At 37.5% G+C, this 17,018-nt stretch carries 22 protein-coding genes and 5 pseudogenes; 19 read left to right on the top strand and 8 right to left on the bottom strand.

Features of this window, described 5'->3' with window-relative positions; genetic code table 11:
• Positions 1–254 precede the first annotated feature (254 nt).
• The 3 genes and pseudogenes from JCM19034_RS21300 to JCM19034_RS18700 form a co-directional block, all read right to left on the bottom strand.
• Positions 255–368: a YfhE family protein gene (locus JCM19034_RS21300; protein ID WP_156324063.1), complete on the bottom strand. Its 114-nt coding sequence runs from the start codon at positions 366–368 to the stop codon at positions 255–257.
• Positions 369–517: 149 nt separating this feature from the next.
• Positions 518–1,066 carry a GNAT family N-acetyltransferase gene (locus tag JCM19034_RS18705; RefSeq protein ID WP_197276452.1) on the bottom strand — a complete coding sequence of 183 codons (549 nt, stop codon included), beginning with the start codon at positions 1,064–1,066 and terminating at the stop codon, positions 518–520.
• A 339-nt stretch (positions 1,067–1,405) separates the two neighbouring features.
• Positions 1,406–2,314 (bottom strand): annotated as a pseudogene (locus tag JCM19034_RS18700) (TIGR01777 family oxidoreductase).
• Positions 2,315–2,421: 107 nt separating this feature from the next.
• On the opposite strand from JCM19034_RS18700, the gene recX reads away from it, so the two are divergent.
• Both recX and JCM19034_RS18690 read left to right on the top strand, forming a co-directional pair.
• A complete protein-coding gene (gene recX, locus JCM19034_RS18695) occupies positions 2,422–3,219 on the top strand; it encodes a recombination regulator RecX (RefSeq protein WP_062052164.1) in 798 nt (265 codons plus the stop codon).
• A gap of 15 nt (positions 3,220–3,234) precedes the next feature.
• Entirely contained in the window at positions 3,235–3,543 is a 309-nt protein-coding gene (locus JCM19034_RS18690) for a YfhH family protein (RefSeq protein WP_231687039.1), read from the top strand.
• Between the two features lie 41 nt (positions 3,544–3,584).
• Here the strand turns inward: JCM19034_RS18690 and JCM19034_RS21295 are convergent, their stop codons facing one another.
• Positions 3,585–3,740, bottom strand: a complete 156-nt coding sequence (locus tag JCM19034_RS21295) for a YpzG family protein (protein ID WP_082394232.1) — start codon at positions 3,738–3,740, stop codon at positions 3,585–3,587.
• Between the two features lie 23 nt (positions 3,741–3,763).
• Positions 3,764–3,916 carry a small acid-soluble spore protein K gene (gene sspK / locus JCM19034_RS21290; protein WP_082394230.1) on the bottom strand — a complete coding sequence of 51 codons (153 nt, stop codon included), beginning with the start codon at positions 3,914–3,916 and terminating at the stop codon, positions 3,764–3,766.
• 89 nt (positions 3,917–4,005) lie between these two features.
• Between sspK and JCM19034_RS18685 the strand changes: the two genes are divergently transcribed.
• Positions 4,006–4,272 (top strand): YfhJ family protein, encoded by a 267-nt coding sequence (locus tag JCM19034_RS18685; RefSeq protein WP_062052162.1) that lies wholly within the window; start codon positions 4,006–4,008, stop codon positions 4,270–4,272.
• A gap of 56 nt (positions 4,273–4,328) precedes the next feature.
• On the opposite strand, the gene JCM19034_RS18680 is transcribed toward JCM19034_RS18685, so the two are convergent.
• Positions 4,329–5,309 carry a metal-dependent hydrolase gene (locus JCM19034_RS18680; protein ID WP_062052160.1) on the bottom strand — a complete coding sequence of 327 codons (981 nt, stop codon included), beginning with the start codon at positions 5,307–5,309 and terminating at the stop codon, positions 4,329–4,331.
• Positions 5,310–5,393: 84 nt separating this feature from the next.
• Here JCM19034_RS18680 and JCM19034_RS18675 point away from each other — a divergent pair, with 84 nt between their 5' ends.
• The 4 genes and pseudogenes from JCM19034_RS18675 (at position 5,394) to JCM19034_RS22035 (ending at position 7,732) form a co-directional block, all read left to right on the top strand.
• Positions 5,394–5,705, top strand: a complete 312-nt coding sequence (locus JCM19034_RS18675) for a hypothetical protein (protein ID WP_062052158.1) — start codon at positions 5,394–5,396, stop codon at positions 5,703–5,705.
• Between the two features lie 13 nt (positions 5,706–5,718).
• Positions 5,719–6,809: pseudogene (gene mutY, locus JCM19034_RS18670) on the top strand (A/G-specific adenine glycosylase).
• A gap of 4 nt (positions 6,810–6,813) precedes the next feature.
• On the top strand, positions 6,814–7,566 hold the full coding sequence (locus JCM19034_RS18665; RefSeq protein ID WP_062052156.1) for an SDR family NAD(P)-dependent oxidoreductase: 753 nt from the start codon (positions 6,814–6,816) through the stop codon (positions 7,564–7,566).
• A 25-nt stretch (positions 7,567–7,591) separates the two neighbouring features.
• On the top strand, positions 7,592–7,732 hold the full coding sequence (locus JCM19034_RS22035; protein ID WP_156324061.1) for a hypothetical protein: 141 nt from the start codon (positions 7,592–7,594) through the stop codon (positions 7,730–7,732).
• On the opposite strand, the gene JCM19034_RS18660 is transcribed toward JCM19034_RS22035, so the two are convergent.
• Together JCM19034_RS18660 and JCM19034_RS18655 are read right to left on the bottom strand one after the other, a co-directional pair.
• The gene (locus JCM19034_RS18660; RefSeq protein ID WP_062052154.1) at positions 7,713–8,048 is read right to left on the bottom strand and encodes a hypothetical protein; all 336 of its coding nucleotides are present in this window, start codon (positions 8,046–8,048) and stop codon (positions 7,713–7,715) included. The genes JCM19034_RS22035 and JCM19034_RS18660 overlap by 20 nt on opposite strands.
• Positions 8,049–8,066: 18 nt before the next feature.
• On the bottom strand, positions 8,067–8,288 hold the full coding sequence (locus JCM19034_RS18655) for a hypothetical protein (protein ID WP_062052153.1): 222 nt from the start codon (positions 8,286–8,288) through the stop codon (positions 8,067–8,069).
• 105 nt (positions 8,289–8,393) lie between these two features.
• Between JCM19034_RS18655 and fabL the strand changes: the two genes are divergently transcribed.
• The 12 genes and pseudogenes from fabL (at position 8,394) to JCM19034_RS18595 (ending at position 17,008) form a co-directional block, all read left to right on the top strand.
• Positions 8,394–9,146: an enoyl-[acyl-carrier-protein] reductase FabL gene (gene fabL / locus JCM19034_RS18650; RefSeq protein ID WP_062052151.1), complete on the top strand. Its 753-nt coding sequence runs from the start codon at positions 8,394–8,396 to the stop codon at positions 9,144–9,146.
• A 60-nt stretch (positions 9,147–9,206) separates the two neighbouring features.
• A complete protein-coding gene (locus JCM19034_RS18645; RefSeq protein ID WP_062052147.1) occupies positions 9,207–9,428 on the top strand; it encodes a gamma-type small acid-soluble spore protein in 222 nt (73 codons plus the stop codon).
• Positions 9,429–9,732: 304 nt separating this feature from the next.
• Positions 9,733–10,259 (top strand): annotated as a pseudogene (locus JCM19034_RS18640) (DUF402 domain-containing protein).
• Positions 10,260–10,521: 262 nt separating this feature from the next.
• A pseudogene (locus tag JCM19034_RS18635) lies at positions 10,522–12,259 on the top strand (ABC transporter ATP-binding protein).
• A gap of 302 nt (positions 12,260–12,561) precedes the next feature.
• Positions 12,562–13,148: pseudogene (locus JCM19034_RS18630) on the top strand (FMN-binding negative transcriptional regulator).
• A gap of 452 nt (positions 13,149–13,600) precedes the next feature.
• The gene (locus JCM19034_RS18625; protein ID WP_062052145.1) at positions 13,601–14,098 is read left to right on the top strand and encodes an RNA polymerase sigma factor; all 498 of its coding nucleotides are present in this window, start codon (positions 13,601–13,603) and stop codon (positions 14,096–14,098) included.
• 9 nt (positions 14,099–14,107) lie between these two features.
• Positions 14,108–14,755: a hypothetical protein gene (locus JCM19034_RS18620; RefSeq protein WP_062052143.1), complete on the top strand. Its 648-nt coding sequence runs from the start codon at positions 14,108–14,110 to the stop codon at positions 14,753–14,755.
• Between the two features lie 249 nt (positions 14,756–15,004).
• Positions 15,005–15,556 carry a sigma-70 family RNA polymerase sigma factor gene (locus tag JCM19034_RS18615; protein WP_062052141.1) on the top strand — a complete coding sequence of 184 codons (552 nt, stop codon included), beginning with the start codon at positions 15,005–15,007 and terminating at the stop codon, positions 15,554–15,556.
• Complete coding sequence (locus JCM19034_RS18610) at positions 15,549–15,812, top strand: hypothetical protein (RefSeq protein ID WP_062052139.1); 264 nt, start codon at positions 15,549–15,551, stop codon at positions 15,810–15,812. Before JCM19034_RS18615 ends, JCM19034_RS18610 begins: the two co-directional genes overlap by 8 nt.
• Positions 15,799–16,116, top strand: a complete 318-nt coding sequence (locus JCM19034_RS18605) for a hypothetical protein (protein WP_062052138.1) — start codon at positions 15,799–15,801, stop codon at positions 16,114–16,116. The genes JCM19034_RS18610 and JCM19034_RS18605 overlap by 14 nt, the downstream gene beginning before the upstream one ends.
• Positions 16,117–16,151: 35 nt before the next feature.
• Positions 16,152–16,337 (top strand): hypothetical protein, encoded by a 186-nt coding sequence (locus JCM19034_RS18600; RefSeq protein ID WP_156324060.1) that lies wholly within the window; start codon positions 16,152–16,154, stop codon positions 16,335–16,337.
• Positions 16,338–16,522: 185 nt separating this feature from the next.
• Positions 16,523–17,008 carry a GNAT family N-acetyltransferase gene (locus JCM19034_RS18595; protein WP_370622232.1) on the top strand — a complete coding sequence of 162 codons (486 nt, stop codon included), beginning with the start codon at positions 16,523–16,525 and terminating at the stop codon, positions 17,006–17,008.
• Positions 17,009–17,018 lie beyond the last annotated feature (10 nt).

Below are 17,018 nucleotides of genomic sequence, written 5' to 3'. Positions count from 1 at the left end.
TTGGGAAGAAATTGCGTGAAAATGTATCTACGGGCGAATAGGTGTAGGACCCGGAAGAAAAATTGCGTAAAAATGTATCTACGGGCGAATAGGTGTAGGACCCGGAAGAAAAATTGCGTAAAAATGCATCTACGGATGACCAAAGTAGACTTGTCATCCACAGTCGCACAACAATGTGGCTTTCTAGATTAGAATCCGTACTTATTAAGTAGAAGCAGCACTGGCTTCGCTCCTCACAGTGCTACTTCTTAATATTATCTTCTCGCGGCACGGTCGGCTGCTCTAAATTCATGACCATAGTTCACTTCTTGTGCTTTTCGTAATTGTTTTTTTGCATCATCTTGAGTTCGGCGTTTTTTGTTTTCCATCATGTCACCACTTTCATTACAGGGTAGTATTAGGATAGACAGGTTAGTGGTTTTTCATGCTTCTTATAGAATATAAATAAAGCACTGGCTCAACACGCTTATCCCATGGGGGAACGTGGAAGCCAGTGCTGATTTGAAAAAAAGATGTCTTATGCTTCTTTCCTTTCGATTGATGGAGTTGATCTCATGAAATGCAAATAGTATAGGTCCTTTTCAATTTGAAATAAGTTATAGTCACCTTTTTGATTCAAAGCTGTGTAAATATCTGGGCGTAAATCGTTCGCGAGCGTACAGTAAGGTAACTTTAATGCTGCGTTATAAGAACGATCATTATGCTTACGAATCCGCATAAAAACAGTTTGAATATCGTAATTAAAAAATAACTCCTGGAAGAAGGCATCCTTTGCCTGTTTATTGTACCCGCGTCCAAAATACGGTGTGCCGAGCCAGGTTCCTAAGAAGCCAGTGTGATCGTCGATATCATATAAAGTGATCGTGCCGATAGGGGAACCCCATTCATCAACGATTGTTCTAGAAATTAATTCTCCGCGTTCCTCAGCTTCGATCATTTGTTTCGTTAAAAAGACGTATTCATCATATGACTGGGCTTTCTCTCTTACATATGGATAAACGGCTGGATCAGTTAACAATTCAAATAGTACATGACATTCAGCAACATCTCTTTGCTTTAAAATCATCAAAAAACCCTCCCTGTAGAGGGTAGAAGCCCGTTCCACCCTCGAATTTAATAATCAATCACATCAAATTCGGGGTGGGAATCGAACCCACTAGAACCAGCCAAGCTGATGGCGCACCAATTGCCTTCCCAATCCTTATATAAAACGATAATCGTATAATTATCGCTATATTCTATGGTTATTATGAGCAAATGTTACTTTAGTATACAAATACGACGTTTAACTCATAAATCCTCTTATATATTAAATGTTTTTTCACAAAAAAGATACCATTTTTTTATGAAAAATCTCATTAAAAAAATGGTAAATTATTTACGAAATTTTAAAGTTAGCTGCGAACTAGAAATTTTTTCTAATCGTATCGATTAATGCTGGTTTTAATGCAGGATAAAGGAACTGATATTGGATATATTCACTTTTTTTAGGCAACACCTTTTGACCATCGAGTACTAATGTGCTCATCTCTCCTAAAATGAGTTTCAGCATAATGCTTGGTGTAGCTAGCCAGTGAGGTCGATTTAATATAGCAGCTAGTGTTTGTCCGAATGCTTCATCCGTAATGGTGAAGGAGCGGTTACATTAAGTGGCCTATCTATTGTCTGATTTTCGATTGCAAGTGAAAAAGGCGAACAACATCATCAAGATGAATCCAACTCATCCACTGCTTGCCAGACCCAAGGTTTCCACCAGCGAACAGCTGATAGGGCAGCAGCATTTTCGGCAATGTGCCTTCTTTCCGGGCCAAAACAATTCCTAATCGACATAAGACAACTCGTGTACCAATTGTGCGTGCGCGTAAAGCCTCATCCTCCCATTTTGAGACAACTGTTGCTAAAAAGCTTTCGTCGACAGGCTCAGACTCTTCAGTAAACGTCTCGTCTAATGAAGTTCCATAATAGCCAATAGCGGATGCGTTCACTAATACAGCTACATTCGGTAATTTTTTTAGTAATTCGATGATTGCTCCTGTCGCATGAAGGCGACTTTCTAATATCGCTAGCTTTCGGCGTTTCGTCCAGCGTTTAGCCCAATCGATTCACCAGCAAGGTTAACGACTGCTTCAACATTTTGCAGTTCTTTCTCTGGATTAGTGCCGTTACGTAACCATTCAACATAATGAACTTGTTCTTTTACTGGTCTGTTCGTTGAATCTCTTGTTAAAATAGAGACAGTATGACCTTGACTCGTTAAATAATCGGTTAATGCTGTGCCAATTAAGCCTGTTCCACCGGCAATCGCAATATGCACTTAAATAACCTCCTTTAGCCATTAACGTATATAGTAATAGTGTAAAGGTTTTTAAGAGCAGCAACTACAACAAATCGAATTGCTTTATTAAAAAGGGGTATACATAGATGGTATCGATTACGAAAATCGAAGTTCAAAAAAACAATAAATCACGCTATTCCATATTTATTAATCGCGGACAAGGTGAGGAGTATGGCTTTAGTATTGATGAAGATATTCTCATCAAGTTCCGTCTTCATAAAGGGCAGCAAATAGATGAGCAGGAATTACTAGAGCTTATTGAAGCTGATGAGGAACGAAAGGTATATCATTTAGCGGTACATTATTTATCATTTCGGATGCGCTCGAAAAAAGAAATTCGTGAGTACTTGCTAAAAAAAGACAAGCTAGAAAAATATATTGATATAGCAATTCGGAAATTAGAAGAAGAAAAATTGCTAAACGATCAAGAATTTGCCCGAGCTTATATTCAAACAAAACTGCTAACACAAACGAAGGGTCCATTGAAATTGAAGCAAGAATTAAAGGAAAAGGGCGTGAATGAGTCAATCATTCATGCACAATTAGCCGAAATTCCATTAGAACATTGGATTGAAAAATGTAAAAAATGGGTTGAAAAGAAAGGGAATCATTCATCACGCTTGTCACGGCGTGCGAAGAAAGATAAGCTAATTGGGCAGCTATATGCAAAAGGATTTTCAGATACGATGATTTCCGAGGCGTTAAAGGGTGAACAAGGAATAGAGAAAGGTGATGACGAATGGGAAGCGATTTGTTATCAAGGAGAAAAAATTAAAAGAAAATATCGCCATCTAAAAGGATGGGAATTTAAACAAAAATGCAAACAGGCATTATACCGCAAAGGATTTACGTTAGATTTAATAGATCAATTTTTAGAAGAATAAAAAGAGGTGTTTACATTGAATGAAAAAAGGTTTAGTGAAATGACCGAGCATGAATTACGTACAGTGATTACCAACTTTAACGAAAAAGCGAAAAAGGCTGAGCAGATGGGGATGCCGAATGAATTAGCGGTTTACGAACGGAAAATGCTCATGGCACAAGCGTATTTATTAAATCCGGATGATTATAAACGAGGTGAAACGTATACATTAAAAGGGAGTACGTCAACGTTTAAAATAGATTATTTGAATGGCTATTTCGCGTGGGGATATCGAGATGATGACAAAGAATTAGAGGCCGTTCCGATTTCTTTACTTGAAAAGTAGGGTGTCGCTTTACACCCTACTGTTCAAAAAAGATACAGCCATTAGCTTCTTTGGATTTTGCGGTGGATTCTTGTTTTAATATCGTGCTGGGACATTTGCGTTTCGCCGTTTACTTGTTGTGAAGCATGTTTAGGATTTGCTCGTGGTGAATCAAAAGGACTTTTATATTCAAATGAATGATGTGTTCCTTTATTCATGAATAGCACCTCCGATTAATCAACTAGCGCTCTTGTTCTTGGCTATTTCTCATACGTTCTTGTGGACGAGTATTCATCTCTCCGTTAGGACGTAATGAGTCGTAAGTGTTGTAATCTTTTGGTGAACTTCCTTTAAATTTCATAGGATTTGGAAAGCCCTTTTCTTTGTTTCGCACGAGTGTCCCCCCTTAAAACATGTTCAGTTATAGTATGGTTATATATAACGTAATTATTTGACGTAATGTTTGACAAAGGAGGAACTGAAATGGAAGATCGTTTTAAACAGTTAACAGAACAGCTTCTAAAAAGAAATATAAATTTAACTATTGAACAAGCACGAACGTGGGTTGAAAGCTTGTGGGAGGATTTTGAAACGACAAGAGCGAAGGGTGGCTGGAGTTATCAAGGGCAGGAAATGACAGAAAAGGTCGTTGCAAAATGGATTGATCAATATGGGCCTCATTTACATCACTATTCGCCGAAAGAGAAGAAATTTAGTCATTTAAATCAAAAGGATCGATTCCCCCATTAAAATAATTGTGGCGCTGGTGTTAGCCCGAAATAGGCTTCACCAACGCTATTCTTCTGCTACTGTAAGACAATGTTTAGCTTTTTTTGTAATGCTTCTTCACTAAAGACCCATCCTGTATATGAATTAATAATCGATAAATCTTCATCAAGTTGAACGATCGCAACAAACGGGTAGTGCCCTTTACTTCGATATCTTAAATCAACAAATCGTACTTCCGTTACGTTATCCTTTTCAACGATTTCCCAGCGATAGGTCGGAGAAAAAGAGAGAAAGGCACCTAAATTTGCATCTTGTTTTGCAGCGTTTAAAACAGGTGTATCAGGTATTGGGTCAAATGCATATTTTTCAAAATACTCAAAGCTTCCACTTTTACATTCGGTCACATATAACATTGAAGGTGTACGGATGACAACGTGCCACTGGCTCCAATTGATCGTCGGCGAAACAAAAATATGTGAAGCATCCGGATGTGCTGATTTAGCAAGCTTAACGACATGTCTCTTAGCTAAAGCCCGCCAGCTGTAATAGACGATCAATACGCAATATAAAATGAGCATTGTCGGCCCTGGTGGGTAGCCGGAAAACCATAAAAATAAAGCGACTAGATGGCTAATAAATATAAATGGATCAAAAATATTAATGACACCGAGTGCGATCCATTTATGGGAAAATGGCCGTAATGCTTGCGTTCCATAAGCATTAAAAATGTCGACGAATACATGCAAGAAAACAGCAATAAGGGACCAAAGTAAAATCGTATGCCAATTTTCTGTACCGGTAAATAAAGTGATACCGCCTGTAATCAGTAATGGCCATGTAAACAGGGCCGGTACTGAATGGGTCACGCCACGGTGATTTCGTATGTAGACGGCATTGTTTTTTAATTTTAGAATAGTATCAAAGTCAGGTGCCTGTGAACCGATAATCGTTGCGGCTATGACTGCTGTCGGTAAAAGAGGGTCATTTGCGACAACTGGATCTAATGTTGCTAATCCACCTAATGCGATACCCATCACGACGTGTGTTCCAGTATCCATGCTGTGATCCTCCTTATCGGTTAAAATAAGTATAGTATATTTATACCCGAAAGTAGCTCGAATAAAAAGGGAGAGAACAAAAAGATGACAAAACCTTTACAAATCTTTATGGAGTATAAAATAATATCACATAAAATTAAGGAATATGAAGAGGCAATGGAATTAATTTTAGAAACATTACCACAGTACGATGTGAGTAATATTGAATGGTTCGTAGCAGAGGATCAGCCTTATTTATACGTCGAAATGTTCCATGTTCCAACTGTTTCTCATTACAAGGCGTTAAAAGAATTAAGACAATCAACCGATCATCCAGTTTTTAGTTCGATCGTTCCATATATTGAAGGAGGAGTGGAGAAAATCCATTGTTGGGCATTTCAACGAAAAAGTGTGTAGGCAGGGGGAAAACATGAAACAGCAGCATTTAGAAGATTTTTCACAACAAACATTTCAAACGGAGCTAGTGGAGTGGTTCCATTCGCAAAAACGAGATTTGCCTTGGCGGCAAACGAATGATCCGTATAAAATCTGGGTATCAGAAATTATGCTACAGCAAACTCGGGTTGAAACCGTAATTCCGTATTATTTGGCCTTTATAAGGCAATTTCCGACGCTAATTGATTTAGCCAATGCACAAGAGGATGAGATTTTAAAAGCGTGGGAAGGACTAGGTACTATTCTCGTGTTCGTAATTTGCAGCAAGCAGCCAAACAAGTCATCGAGCAATTTAACGGGATTGTGCCTAATACGAAAGAGGAGATATCAAGCTTAAGAGGAGTCGGACCATATACAGCTGGGGCGATTTTAAGCATCGCCTATCAAAGAGCTGAGCCAGCTGTTGATGGCAATGTGATGCGTGTACTTTCTCGAGTGCTTTTAATTGACCTTGATATTGCCAAAGCATCAACGCGGAAAGTATTTGAAAACATTTTATATGAGCTAATTGATAAAGCAGATCCTTCTGGATTTAATCAAGGGCTTATGGAGCTTGGAGCATTAATATGTACACCAACTTCTCCTGGATGTTTAATTTGTCCTGTACGTGAGGTTTGTCGTGCTTTTGAGGCTGGGAAGCAGGACGAGCTACCGGTAAAATCGAAAAAGAAAAAACCGCAAGCAAAGGAGCTTGCTGCAACGATTATTGAAAATGAGCTAGGAGAAGTACTAATTGAAAAACGTCCAGAAAAAGGATTGCTCGCACGATTATGGCAGTTTCCAATGGTTGAAGCACTTCGCAAAGAGCAGCCAGCTGTGATTAAAGAAGAGTTTGCTAATTACGATTTTTCACTAGAAATCGATGAAAAGGTGCAAGAGGTTGAGCATGTTTTTTCCCATTTAAAATGGACAATTGATGTGTATGAAGGACATACAAAGGAGCGTCCGTCTTATACAGAAGAGAGTCGTTGGGTGAAGATTGAACAATTAGAGGACTATGCTTTTCCAGTCTCGCATCAAAAGATTATTGAAGGCTTAAAAAAGCGGAAACAGGAAGGAGTGTAATTGTATGGATTTACAATTGCAAGGGAAAGTAGCATTAGTGACAGGTGGTTCAAAAGGGATAGGCTTATCGATTACGAACGCCTTGCTAGAAGAAGGAGCTAACGTCGTCGTTGTTGCAAGAGAAAGTGAAGCGTTAACGGAAGTAGAAGCTGTGCCGAATGTTGCAACAATTGCTGCCGATTTAACGATAGCTGAGGAAAGAGAAGTTGTCGTAAAGCAAATCATTGATCAATTCGGGACAATCGACATTCTTATTAACAATGTCGGAGGAAGTAATGGTTCAACGATTACAAAAACAGATATGGAGCTTTTTCATGAAGCAATGGAATTAAATTATTATTCAGCTGTTCATTTCAGTAAATTAGTGTTACCTGTCATGAAAGCACAAAAATCGGGAGCAATCATTAACATTTCATCGATTTTCGGTCGTGAAGCAGGAGGTAAGGCAACGTATAACAATGCAAAGGCGGCGATGATTAGCTTTACAAAGGCGTTAGCAGATGAAGTGATCATTGATGGAATTCGTGTCAATAGTATCGCCCCAGGCTCTATTTTACATCCAACAGGAAATTGGCAAAAAAGGCTAGATGAGGACCCTGAAAAAATGAAGCAGTTTGTTGAAGATGAAATACCAGGCGGACGCTTTGGGCGACCAGAAGAAGTGGCCAATGTCGTTGTCTTTTTAGCATCTGAAAAAGCAAGCTGGGTATCAGGTGCTACGATTAATGTAGATGGGGGACAATCGAGAGGGTTTTAAGGAGATTAAGGTAGGATTTGTGCACATGTTTGTTAGCTGGGAGAATACGATTTTCACAGAGGAAAGTCAACTTCACACGTTACAAGCAAGACGGAAAGAACCGACTTTCTGTCTTGCTTACATTCATGTAACGGCTGTGCTTGACGTTATTGATCATCGTTTATGAGATGGATTTCGCGGATTTTTGCTTTTGTTTCTTCTGTGCCTAATCGGTATAGCTCTTCGAATACGTCGTTAAGGCCACGTTGGAATTCATTTTTGTCACGATCTCCTTCTTGGTCATCGAAGTGGCGAAATGAAAATAAATTCCCTAGCTCAAGATCGTGAGCTTGTACTTCACGTAGAAGTTTCTCAAGTTCCTTTTTCTCAAGAGGTGTTGCGGCAATTTCATATTCAATAAGCTGACCGTCATCAACTCGAACAGGACTAATCGCATCCATACTGATTGGATTTAAATTGACATAATATAATTGCTTTTCCATCGTATTCTTCCTTTCTCATTAATCAGGGTGAATTTCGCTTCCGTTTGTCCAAGTAGCTTCGTGATGTAAGCCACCTCTTTGTTCAATCTCTTCAATAATTTCGCGATGTATCGTAACACCCTCTACGTTTAAATACGGGGTAACTTGTTGCATACTATGATGGAAGTAAGCTAATTCCTTATCTGTCCACTGATCAATTGACATCATTGATAATTCGGTCATATCACGACCAACATACATAGTGGCACCCTCCTTTTTTTGATCGTCTGATAGTAGTGTTCCTGTTCCTTCCTTAAGCTATACGGTATAATAAATTGTACGGTTGTTATTGAAGGAGGACAAAAAGTGGGAACAAATAAAGTTGCATTAGTAACAGGAAGTAGCCGTGGAATCGGCAGAAATATCGCATTGAAGCTAGCGAATAAGGGTTATGACATTGTCATTAACTATGCACGAAGCAAAAGTGCAGCACTTGAGGTAGCGGAAAAAGTCGAGGCTATCGGTCAAAAAGCACTCGTCGTCAAAGCAAATGTCGGCAAGCCGGAAAAGATTAAAGAAATGTTTGCCAAGATCGATGAAGAATTTGGGAGACTTGATATTTTAGTGAATAATGCTGCATCAGGTGTATTGCGACCTGCTATGGAATTGGAAGAGAGTCATTGGGATTGGACGATGGATATTAACAGTAAGGCTTTACTGTTTTGTGCCCAAGAAGCGGCAAAGATGATGGAGAAAAATGGTGGAGGAGCGATCGTGAGTTTAAGCTCATTAGGTTCGATTCGCTATTTGAAAAATTATACAACGGTTGGTGTTTCTAAGGCAGCTGTGGAAGCATTAACGCGTTATTTAGCTGTTGAATTGGCTGAAAAAGGAATACGTGTTAATGCCGTTTCGGGTGGAGCAGTTGATACAGATGCACTCACTCATTTTCCAAACCGGGACGAGCTATTAAATGATGCAAAAGAGCGTACTCCGGCTGGTAGAATCGTTGAAACGGAAGATTTAACAAAAGCGGTATTATTTTTGCTCTCTGATGATGCTGATATGATTCGTGGTCAGACTCTTATTGTTGATGGTGGAATCTCACTACTAGCTTAAAATTTTTTTGCATAAAGATAACTCACCTCGGGCACCTTAATACCTGTGGAGGTGAGACACATGAATAATCAACAAAACCAACAACAAAATCAAGCTGAGCAGCAAGCAGCTCGTACGAATCAACAGCAAGTACGTCAGCAAAATGCAGCTTCTGCACAAGGATCTAGCCTAAACACTGAGTTCGCTAGTGAAACAAATGCACAAGAAGTACGTCAACAAAACCAAGCTTCACAAGCTCGTAAACAACAAGCTTCTTCACGTGCGAACCAACAGCAACAATAATTGCTGGAAACAAAAGTACCTTCTGGCTTAACGCCAGAGGGTATTTTTTGTTTAAGGGGAAAAAGTGAAAGATTAAATTACAAGATTAAATATAGTACATATATAGCTTTTTAAAAATTCAGTTGAGATAAATAGTCAAATCATTTCAAATCGAACTTTAAAACGGTATAATAGGAGATGAAGGAATATGTTAATTGATTGTACAGAGTAGCGAATAGAGAGGATGTATGTTGATAACGTACTTTGGAATCGGAATCCTGCTCTACCTACTGACGTCTTAAAACTGAATAGAAAGGAGAAGCGTATGAATTTTCCCAAAGTTGGAAGCAACATTGAAATCCATAGTTATAAACATAATGGATTGATTCATCGCATTTGGGAAGAAACAATTGTGCTTAAAGGGACGTCAAAGGTTGTTATCGGAGGGAATGACCGGATATTAGTGAAGGAATCAGATGGTCGACATTGGAGAACTAGGGAACCAGCAATCTGTTATTTCGATGCGGAGAAATGGTTTAATACAATAGGTATGATTCGTTCGGATGGGATATACTACTATTGCAATCTAGGTTCTCCGTTTACATGGGATCAAGAAGCGTTAAAGTATATTGATTATGACCTAGATATTAAAGTTTTTCCTGACATGACCTTTAAGTCTTAGATGAGGATGAATATGAACTGCATAGTAAAATAATGAAGTATCCACCTGCTGTTGATACAATTTTAAAAAGAAGTGTTGATGAGCTGATTTCGTGGATACATCAACGAAAAGGGCCATTTGCTCCACAATTTGTGGAGAACTGGTATGAACGGTTTTTACAATATCGATAGAAGTATGAAATGTATTTCTATTTGAAGTTGTCCCTAAAGGTGGGACAACTTTTTTAAGAAAAGACGCTAACGCGTTTTTCTTAAAAAATATAGAGTATCGCAAGAAGACAGAAGTGGATTCAAGGAAGAGCGTCGGCTCCACTCGTTACACGTAGTTTGAAAAAAACCACTTCAAATCTACTCAAAAGATTGTAACGGCTGCACACGACGCTTTTAAGAAAAGACACTAACGCGTTTTTCTTATAGTTTGGGGGGGATGGCACTGGACAGTATGAAACGTTATATGGCTTTCGTTAAGCCATATTGGAAAGAAATCATTATTACGGTTATTATCGGTTTATTAAAGTTTGGTATTCCGTTAATGTTGCCACTAGTTATGATGTATGTTATTGATGATATTATTTTGCTGAGGCGATGAGCCAAGATGAAAAAATGACGATGCTCGTTCAAGTGATGATTGTTGTCGGGATTATTTTTGTCTTTTTGCGCCCACCAATTGAATATTATCGGCAATATTATGCCAGTGGATTGGCAGTAAAATATTGTACGATATTCGAGACCAACTGTTTACCCATATTCAAAAATTGAGCATACGCTTTTATTCGAATCGAAAAGTAGGGGAAATCATCTCACGCGTTATCCACGATGTCGAGCAAACAAAGAACTTTGTCATTACAGGATTAATGAACATCTGGCTTGATTTAGCGACGATTATTATTGCTATTATTATTATGTTGAATTTAAATGTTTGGTTAACACTCGTCGCGATTTCAATGTTCCCGTTTTACGGGTTTTCGGTGAAATACTTTTATGCCCGTTTACGCCATTTGACGCGTGTCCGCTCACAAGCATTAGCTGAGGTTCAAGGGCATTTGCACGAACGTGTTCAAGGGATGAATGTAATTCGCAGCTTTGCGTTAGAGGACTATGAACAAGGGCGTTTCGCTGAGCGAAATGATCAATTCCTGAATCGAGCAATTGATCATACGAAGTGGAACGCTAAGACGTTTGCTGTTGTTAATACAATTACCGATATCGCACCATTGCTCGTGATTATTGTTTCTGGTTATTTTGTGATAACGGGTCGCCTTGAAGTTGGTGCGATGACAGCATTTGTTTTATATATGGAGCGATTGTATGGCCCGTTGCGTCGCTTAGTCAATTCGTCAACAACGTTAACGCAAGCGATCGCCTCGATGGATCGTGTCTTTGAATTTATTGATGAGAAATATGATATTATCGACAAGCCAGAAGCTAAACCACTTAACGATGTACAGGGGACAGTGACGTTTCAGAACGTGAGCTTTGAATATGAAGAAAATGACCACACCTTGCAAAATGTCAACTTCGAAGTGAATAAAGGCGAAACGGTCGCATTTGTCGGTATGAGTGGTGGCGGGAAAAGTACACTAATTAGCTTAATTCCCCGTTTTTATGATGTAACGTCAGGGAAAATTCTGCTTGATGGGAAAGATATTCGTGAATACGAAGTACGCTCACTCCGAGATAAAATTGGAATGGTAATGCAGGATAACATTTTGTTTAGTGATTCTGTAAAGCAAAATATATTAATGGGGAATCCTGAAGCGTCTGACGATGAAGTGATTGCAGCCGCTAAGGCAGCCAATGCCCATGAGTTTATAATGAATTTACCAAATGGCTATGATACGGAAGTTGGTGAACGAGGGGTTAAGCTATCAGGAGGACAAAAGCAACGTGTGGCAATTGCCCGCGTCTTCTTGAAAAATCCACCGATTTTGATATTTGACGAAGCGACTTCTGCATTAGATTTAGAAAGTGAACATTATATTCAAGAGGCGATGGTAAAGTTAGCTCAAAATCGTACGACGTTTATCGTCGCCCATCGACTTTCAACGATTACACATGCTGACCGCATTATCGTGATCGAGCATGGTAGTATCGTTGAAGAAGGCAATCATGAGCAACTAATGGAAAAGGGCGGGGCGTATAAGAAGTTATTTGATGTCCAGCAGCTATAGGGAAGACCTAGTGAAAGTGAAAAACACCGACCGGAAAATAATACGGTCGGTGTTTTTGCCATATTACGGCGTTATCAAGGTTTTCCTTATGCCCTTAATGGCTATTAAACGAATAGTAATTATTTAGCACCCTTTTTATATGGAAACTATGATTATAGACAGCCTAAATTATCAGTAGACATGAATAGCCAACTATTATAATAACTGATAAATTTAAATTGTTAGGTAGAAGTTCAGAACAATGCTATTATTTCTTCACGGAAAACCGTAATAGCAATATTACATTAAGGAGGGGAATGATTATGTATATCCCTACCCATTTTAGAATTGATGATGAAGAACTTATTTATGACTTTATTGAACAATATGGATTTGCTATATTATTTTCTCAGCATAAAGGGGGACCCTATGCTACTCATCTTCCACTGATATTAAATAAATCCGAAAATGCGTTATATGGACATTTTGCACGTCCGAACGAACAATGGAAAGATTCTAAAGACCAACAAGTCCTCGCCGTTTCCAAGGTCCTCACTGTTATATTTCACCTTCTTGGTACGAAACAGCTAAAGCAGTCCCTACATGGAATTATGTCACTATCCATATATACGGAGAGTTAGAGATTCTTGAAGATGAAAAAAGAATATTTGATTCCTTAACTGATTTGGTAAATAAATACGAAGAGCCAAATAGTCAATATAATTTGAATAATGTCGACCCAAGTTATATTGAAGGTATGAAAAAAGGCATTGTTGCCTTCAAAATCAAAATCACAAAAATGGAAGCAAAAGCAAAGTTAAGTCAAAATCACCCAATAAAACGGCAAGAGTTAGTTATAGAAGAGCTTGAAAGAACTGGTAATCAAGATAAGATACAAGTAGCATCCTGATGAGGGAGAATCTTCAAAAGCGAACATGATTTATTCTTTAAAACTAATAGAAGCATTCCACTAGTATGGGATGCTCAGTCTGTCGACAAAGTTTCGCAAAAACGAGACGGTCGACAGGCTTTTTTGTATAAAGATTTGTCACGATATAGCACTTCGAACCCGCTCCTTAGGATGGGGTACACGCGTTCCGCAGGAGATATTGTTTATTCAAGTAAAGGGAGTACACCAAACCGGTGTGCACTATTTTTGTTTATAGTTAGTTTTGATAAAAAACAAATTTTTTAAAATACTGCAATGAAATACCTTTTTTTACGTCTAATATTGTAAAAGATAATAATTTATTAGACAGTTATTGCTCGCTAAAAATGACCAACAGGGAATTCTCCCAGCTAATAGATCGATGGATCATAAACATTGTTACATTCTGATAGTTCAAGTAAGTGAGGGTAAATATGAATAAAAATGAAATGATCGAGAAATGGTTTCAATTGTATAGTGATGATATTTATCAATACTTTTTTTACCGAGTATCTATTAATGATGCAGAGGATTTTGTTCAAGAGGTATTCATTAGAGCGTTTAATTCTATCGATTCGTTTAGAGAAGAATCACAAGTAAGGAGTTGGTTATTAAGTATAGCTCGTAACTTGGCTATCGATGAATATAGAAATTTCAAAAAGAAAAGGCCTTTTGTTGGAACGAATGTCAATGAACGCATTAATGATGATAAAACACCAGATATAATCTATGAAAGAGGTGAGAATGTAGAAAGATTATATAAAGCAGTAGCTGAATTAAAACCGAGTTTTAAAGATGTTGTCATCTTGTATGGAATAAAGGAGTTAAGTATTCAAGAAGTTGCGAGTATTCTAAATTGGAGTGAGAATAAGGTAAGTTATACCTTTCATAGAGCATGTAAAAAGTTAAAGTCACTTGTAGAAGCCAATTAGGAGGGCAATATGAAAACAAAAAATGATAATGACTTAAAACATTCTTTAAAAGAGCTACCAAAACCTAAGTTAGATAATTATTCAAAAACAAAAATATATAAAAACATACAATCGTTACATAGTCCTTTTAAGAAGAAAGATAGAATGAAGTCACCTTTCTTAATTTGGGGTATTTCTGCTGTTGCTGCTCTTATTTTAGTAATGCTATATTTACCATTTTTCAACTATAATGATGATCATTATATAGGGAATTCACAACAAATTAGTTTTGGAGAAGATTTAACTTTTGAAAATGCGATTGAACAATTACCATTTAAACCAAATATTATTCAGAAAGATTTGTTGCCGTTCAAAGTAGATTATACATATGCGGTTATAGAGAATGATGGGGATTATGGACCATCTGTGCTTTTTGTTTACAAAGGTAACGAATTAAATTTATCTCTTCGGGTAGAAGAAAATACAGAGTTCATACCAGCTTTCTCCGAAGTTGAATTAGATAATGGATTAGTCATTTCTACCCCCTCAGACATAAATCAAACGCTGTGGGTTGAGGATGGTCTATCGTATAACTTAACAATCTTTCCTCTAAAAGCGATGGAGGAACAAGAACTTCATCATTTAATAAAGGAAATGATAATCGATTCAAGAGAATAATTTCCGAAAAAACGTAAGCATTAAATAGTCCTCTAATGGTTCAGATGAGACTAGACATTTAATCAAAGAGGGGTATTAGTGATATTACGAAACCAATACCATATGGGTAAGTGTTATTGAACAAACGAGCAGATGTATTGGAAAGTAAGCTGCAAGAGGATGAAAAAATATATTTTTAGATGATATCGTCCATTTAGATGAAACTAAATGGACATTTTTCCGTCTAAAAGGGTAAAGGGGGAAGAATATGTGTTAACAGATGAAAAATTAATTAACTTAATAGCTGAAGAAAGGAAAGAAGAAATAATAGAAATTGTCATGGCTGAGTACGGGGAAAAGCTGACAAGATTAGCTTATAGCTATTTAAAGGATTGGGGGTTGGCTGAGGATGCTGTTCAAGAAGTGTTTGTGAAATGTTATCACAGTCTAGACCGTTTTCGTATGGAATCCTCAATCCAAACATGGCTCTACATGATAACGAGTAACCAATGCAAAGACATATTGAGGAGTAGCTCTTTTAGAAAAATACTATCACAAATCCCTTTTTTAAAGTTACATCCAGCAACTCAAATCACTCCCGAACTAATTATACTTGAGCGTGAGCAAGACGAGCGGATAGCTAAAGCATTATTGATGCTCCCTATTAAATACCGAGAAGTCATGATCTTCTATTATTACGAAAATGTATCAATATCAGGAATAGCGAAAATCTTAAAAGTCAATGAAAATACAATCAAAACGAGGTTGCGTAGAGGGAAACAATTATTAAAAGAAATGATTAGGAGGAACGAAATTGACTGATTTTGATAAAAGAATAAAAGATGCTTTAAATAATACGGTTTTTAAAGAAACACGGTTTACTGAGAAACAAAAAATAGACATCCGAAATAGAATTCATTCGCGGAAACATTTTATGAAAATAAATCCAAAGTACTTAACCGCAGTTGCTGTTTTATTATTATTGTTCCTAATTGGGCAAATGACTGTAACAGAATTAAAAGATGATTTATCTAGTGAATTGCAAATAGTGAGTCATCACCACATTGAAAGAAATTAATTTAGAGGGAGAGATCCGAAATTTAGAAAAAGAGATGGAAACCTTAATCAGTGTAAATCATGAGTTATGGGGTTACGTGCTTGGATTTGAAGACCCGTTTACCGATGTGGAAATATTACATAAGGAGAAGGTAGGGGAGGATTACTTTCTATTAATAGACAACGAGGATGGGTTGCAAATAAACGTGAAACAAAAGAGCAATGACGTAGTAAATTTTTTACCACTTTGGGACACACATCAACCATTGAAGGATTCGAGTGGTATGGGGGAAAAGATCCAAATGAACATATGTATTACGGTGTAATATCTAATAATGCAGTTTCAACAGTACGGGTGAGAATGGATTCCGTCGAACAAGAAATAACCTTCATCGAAATCGATACGGGAGAACGACTTTGGTTTAGTATTTTCCCAGATGAACCTCAGTCTACAAAAGATGACCAACGTGAAATATCAATTGAAGTACTCAACTCAGCAGGTGATATTATTTGGCAGGAGCATTTTAAAGGTCGATATATATTTTAATAAATTTGGATGAGTACGATTTATTGTATTTCTTATTAATAAACCATAATACATCTAGGAGCCAAGGAAGTGTTGTCCGTTTGTGATAGCACTTCTTTTTTTTACAGAACAACAGCGGGTTTAAATGGTGTATAATCAAGGGCATTATACTTTGTTTAGGAGAGAGAAAAAATGGAAATTAGACAATTAACTCCAACGGATGCAACACAGTATCTATCTATAAGGCTCGAAGCACTGCTAGAAAGCCGGATGCTTTTGCATCAAGCTACGAAGAGGAAAAAAACGATACAGCAGAAAAGTACATAAAAAGATTTGCTAACGCAACACATTCATTTACGTTTGGTGCTTTTGAAGAGTCTCAACTCGTTGGGGTAGTTACCTTAGTAACTGAGCATTTAGTAAAATTAAGCCATAGGGCAAATATTGTGGCGATGTATATTAAACCAGAAAAACGTGGTACTGGATTAGGAAAGTCTCTAATCAATAAAGTAATTGATAAAGCAAATAGCCTAGAAGGAATTGAGCAAATTTATTTAAGTGTTGTAACAACTAATATTCCTGCAAAAAGGATGTATACCTCTTGTGGCTTTGAGGTATTTGGAAGAGAGAAAAAGGCATTAAAAATAGATCATACCTATCTTGATGAGGAGCATATGGTTTTATTTCTGTAAATCTATGCTA

It is taken from the genome of Bacillus sp. JCM 19034 (assembly GCF_001310635.1).
Taxonomy (GTDB): domain Bacteria; phylum Bacillota; class Bacilli; order Bacillales; family Bacillaceae_D; genus Halalkalibacter.
Note: the sequence above shows the minus strand (reverse complement) of the source record. Positions and strands in the feature narration are given on the sequence as shown.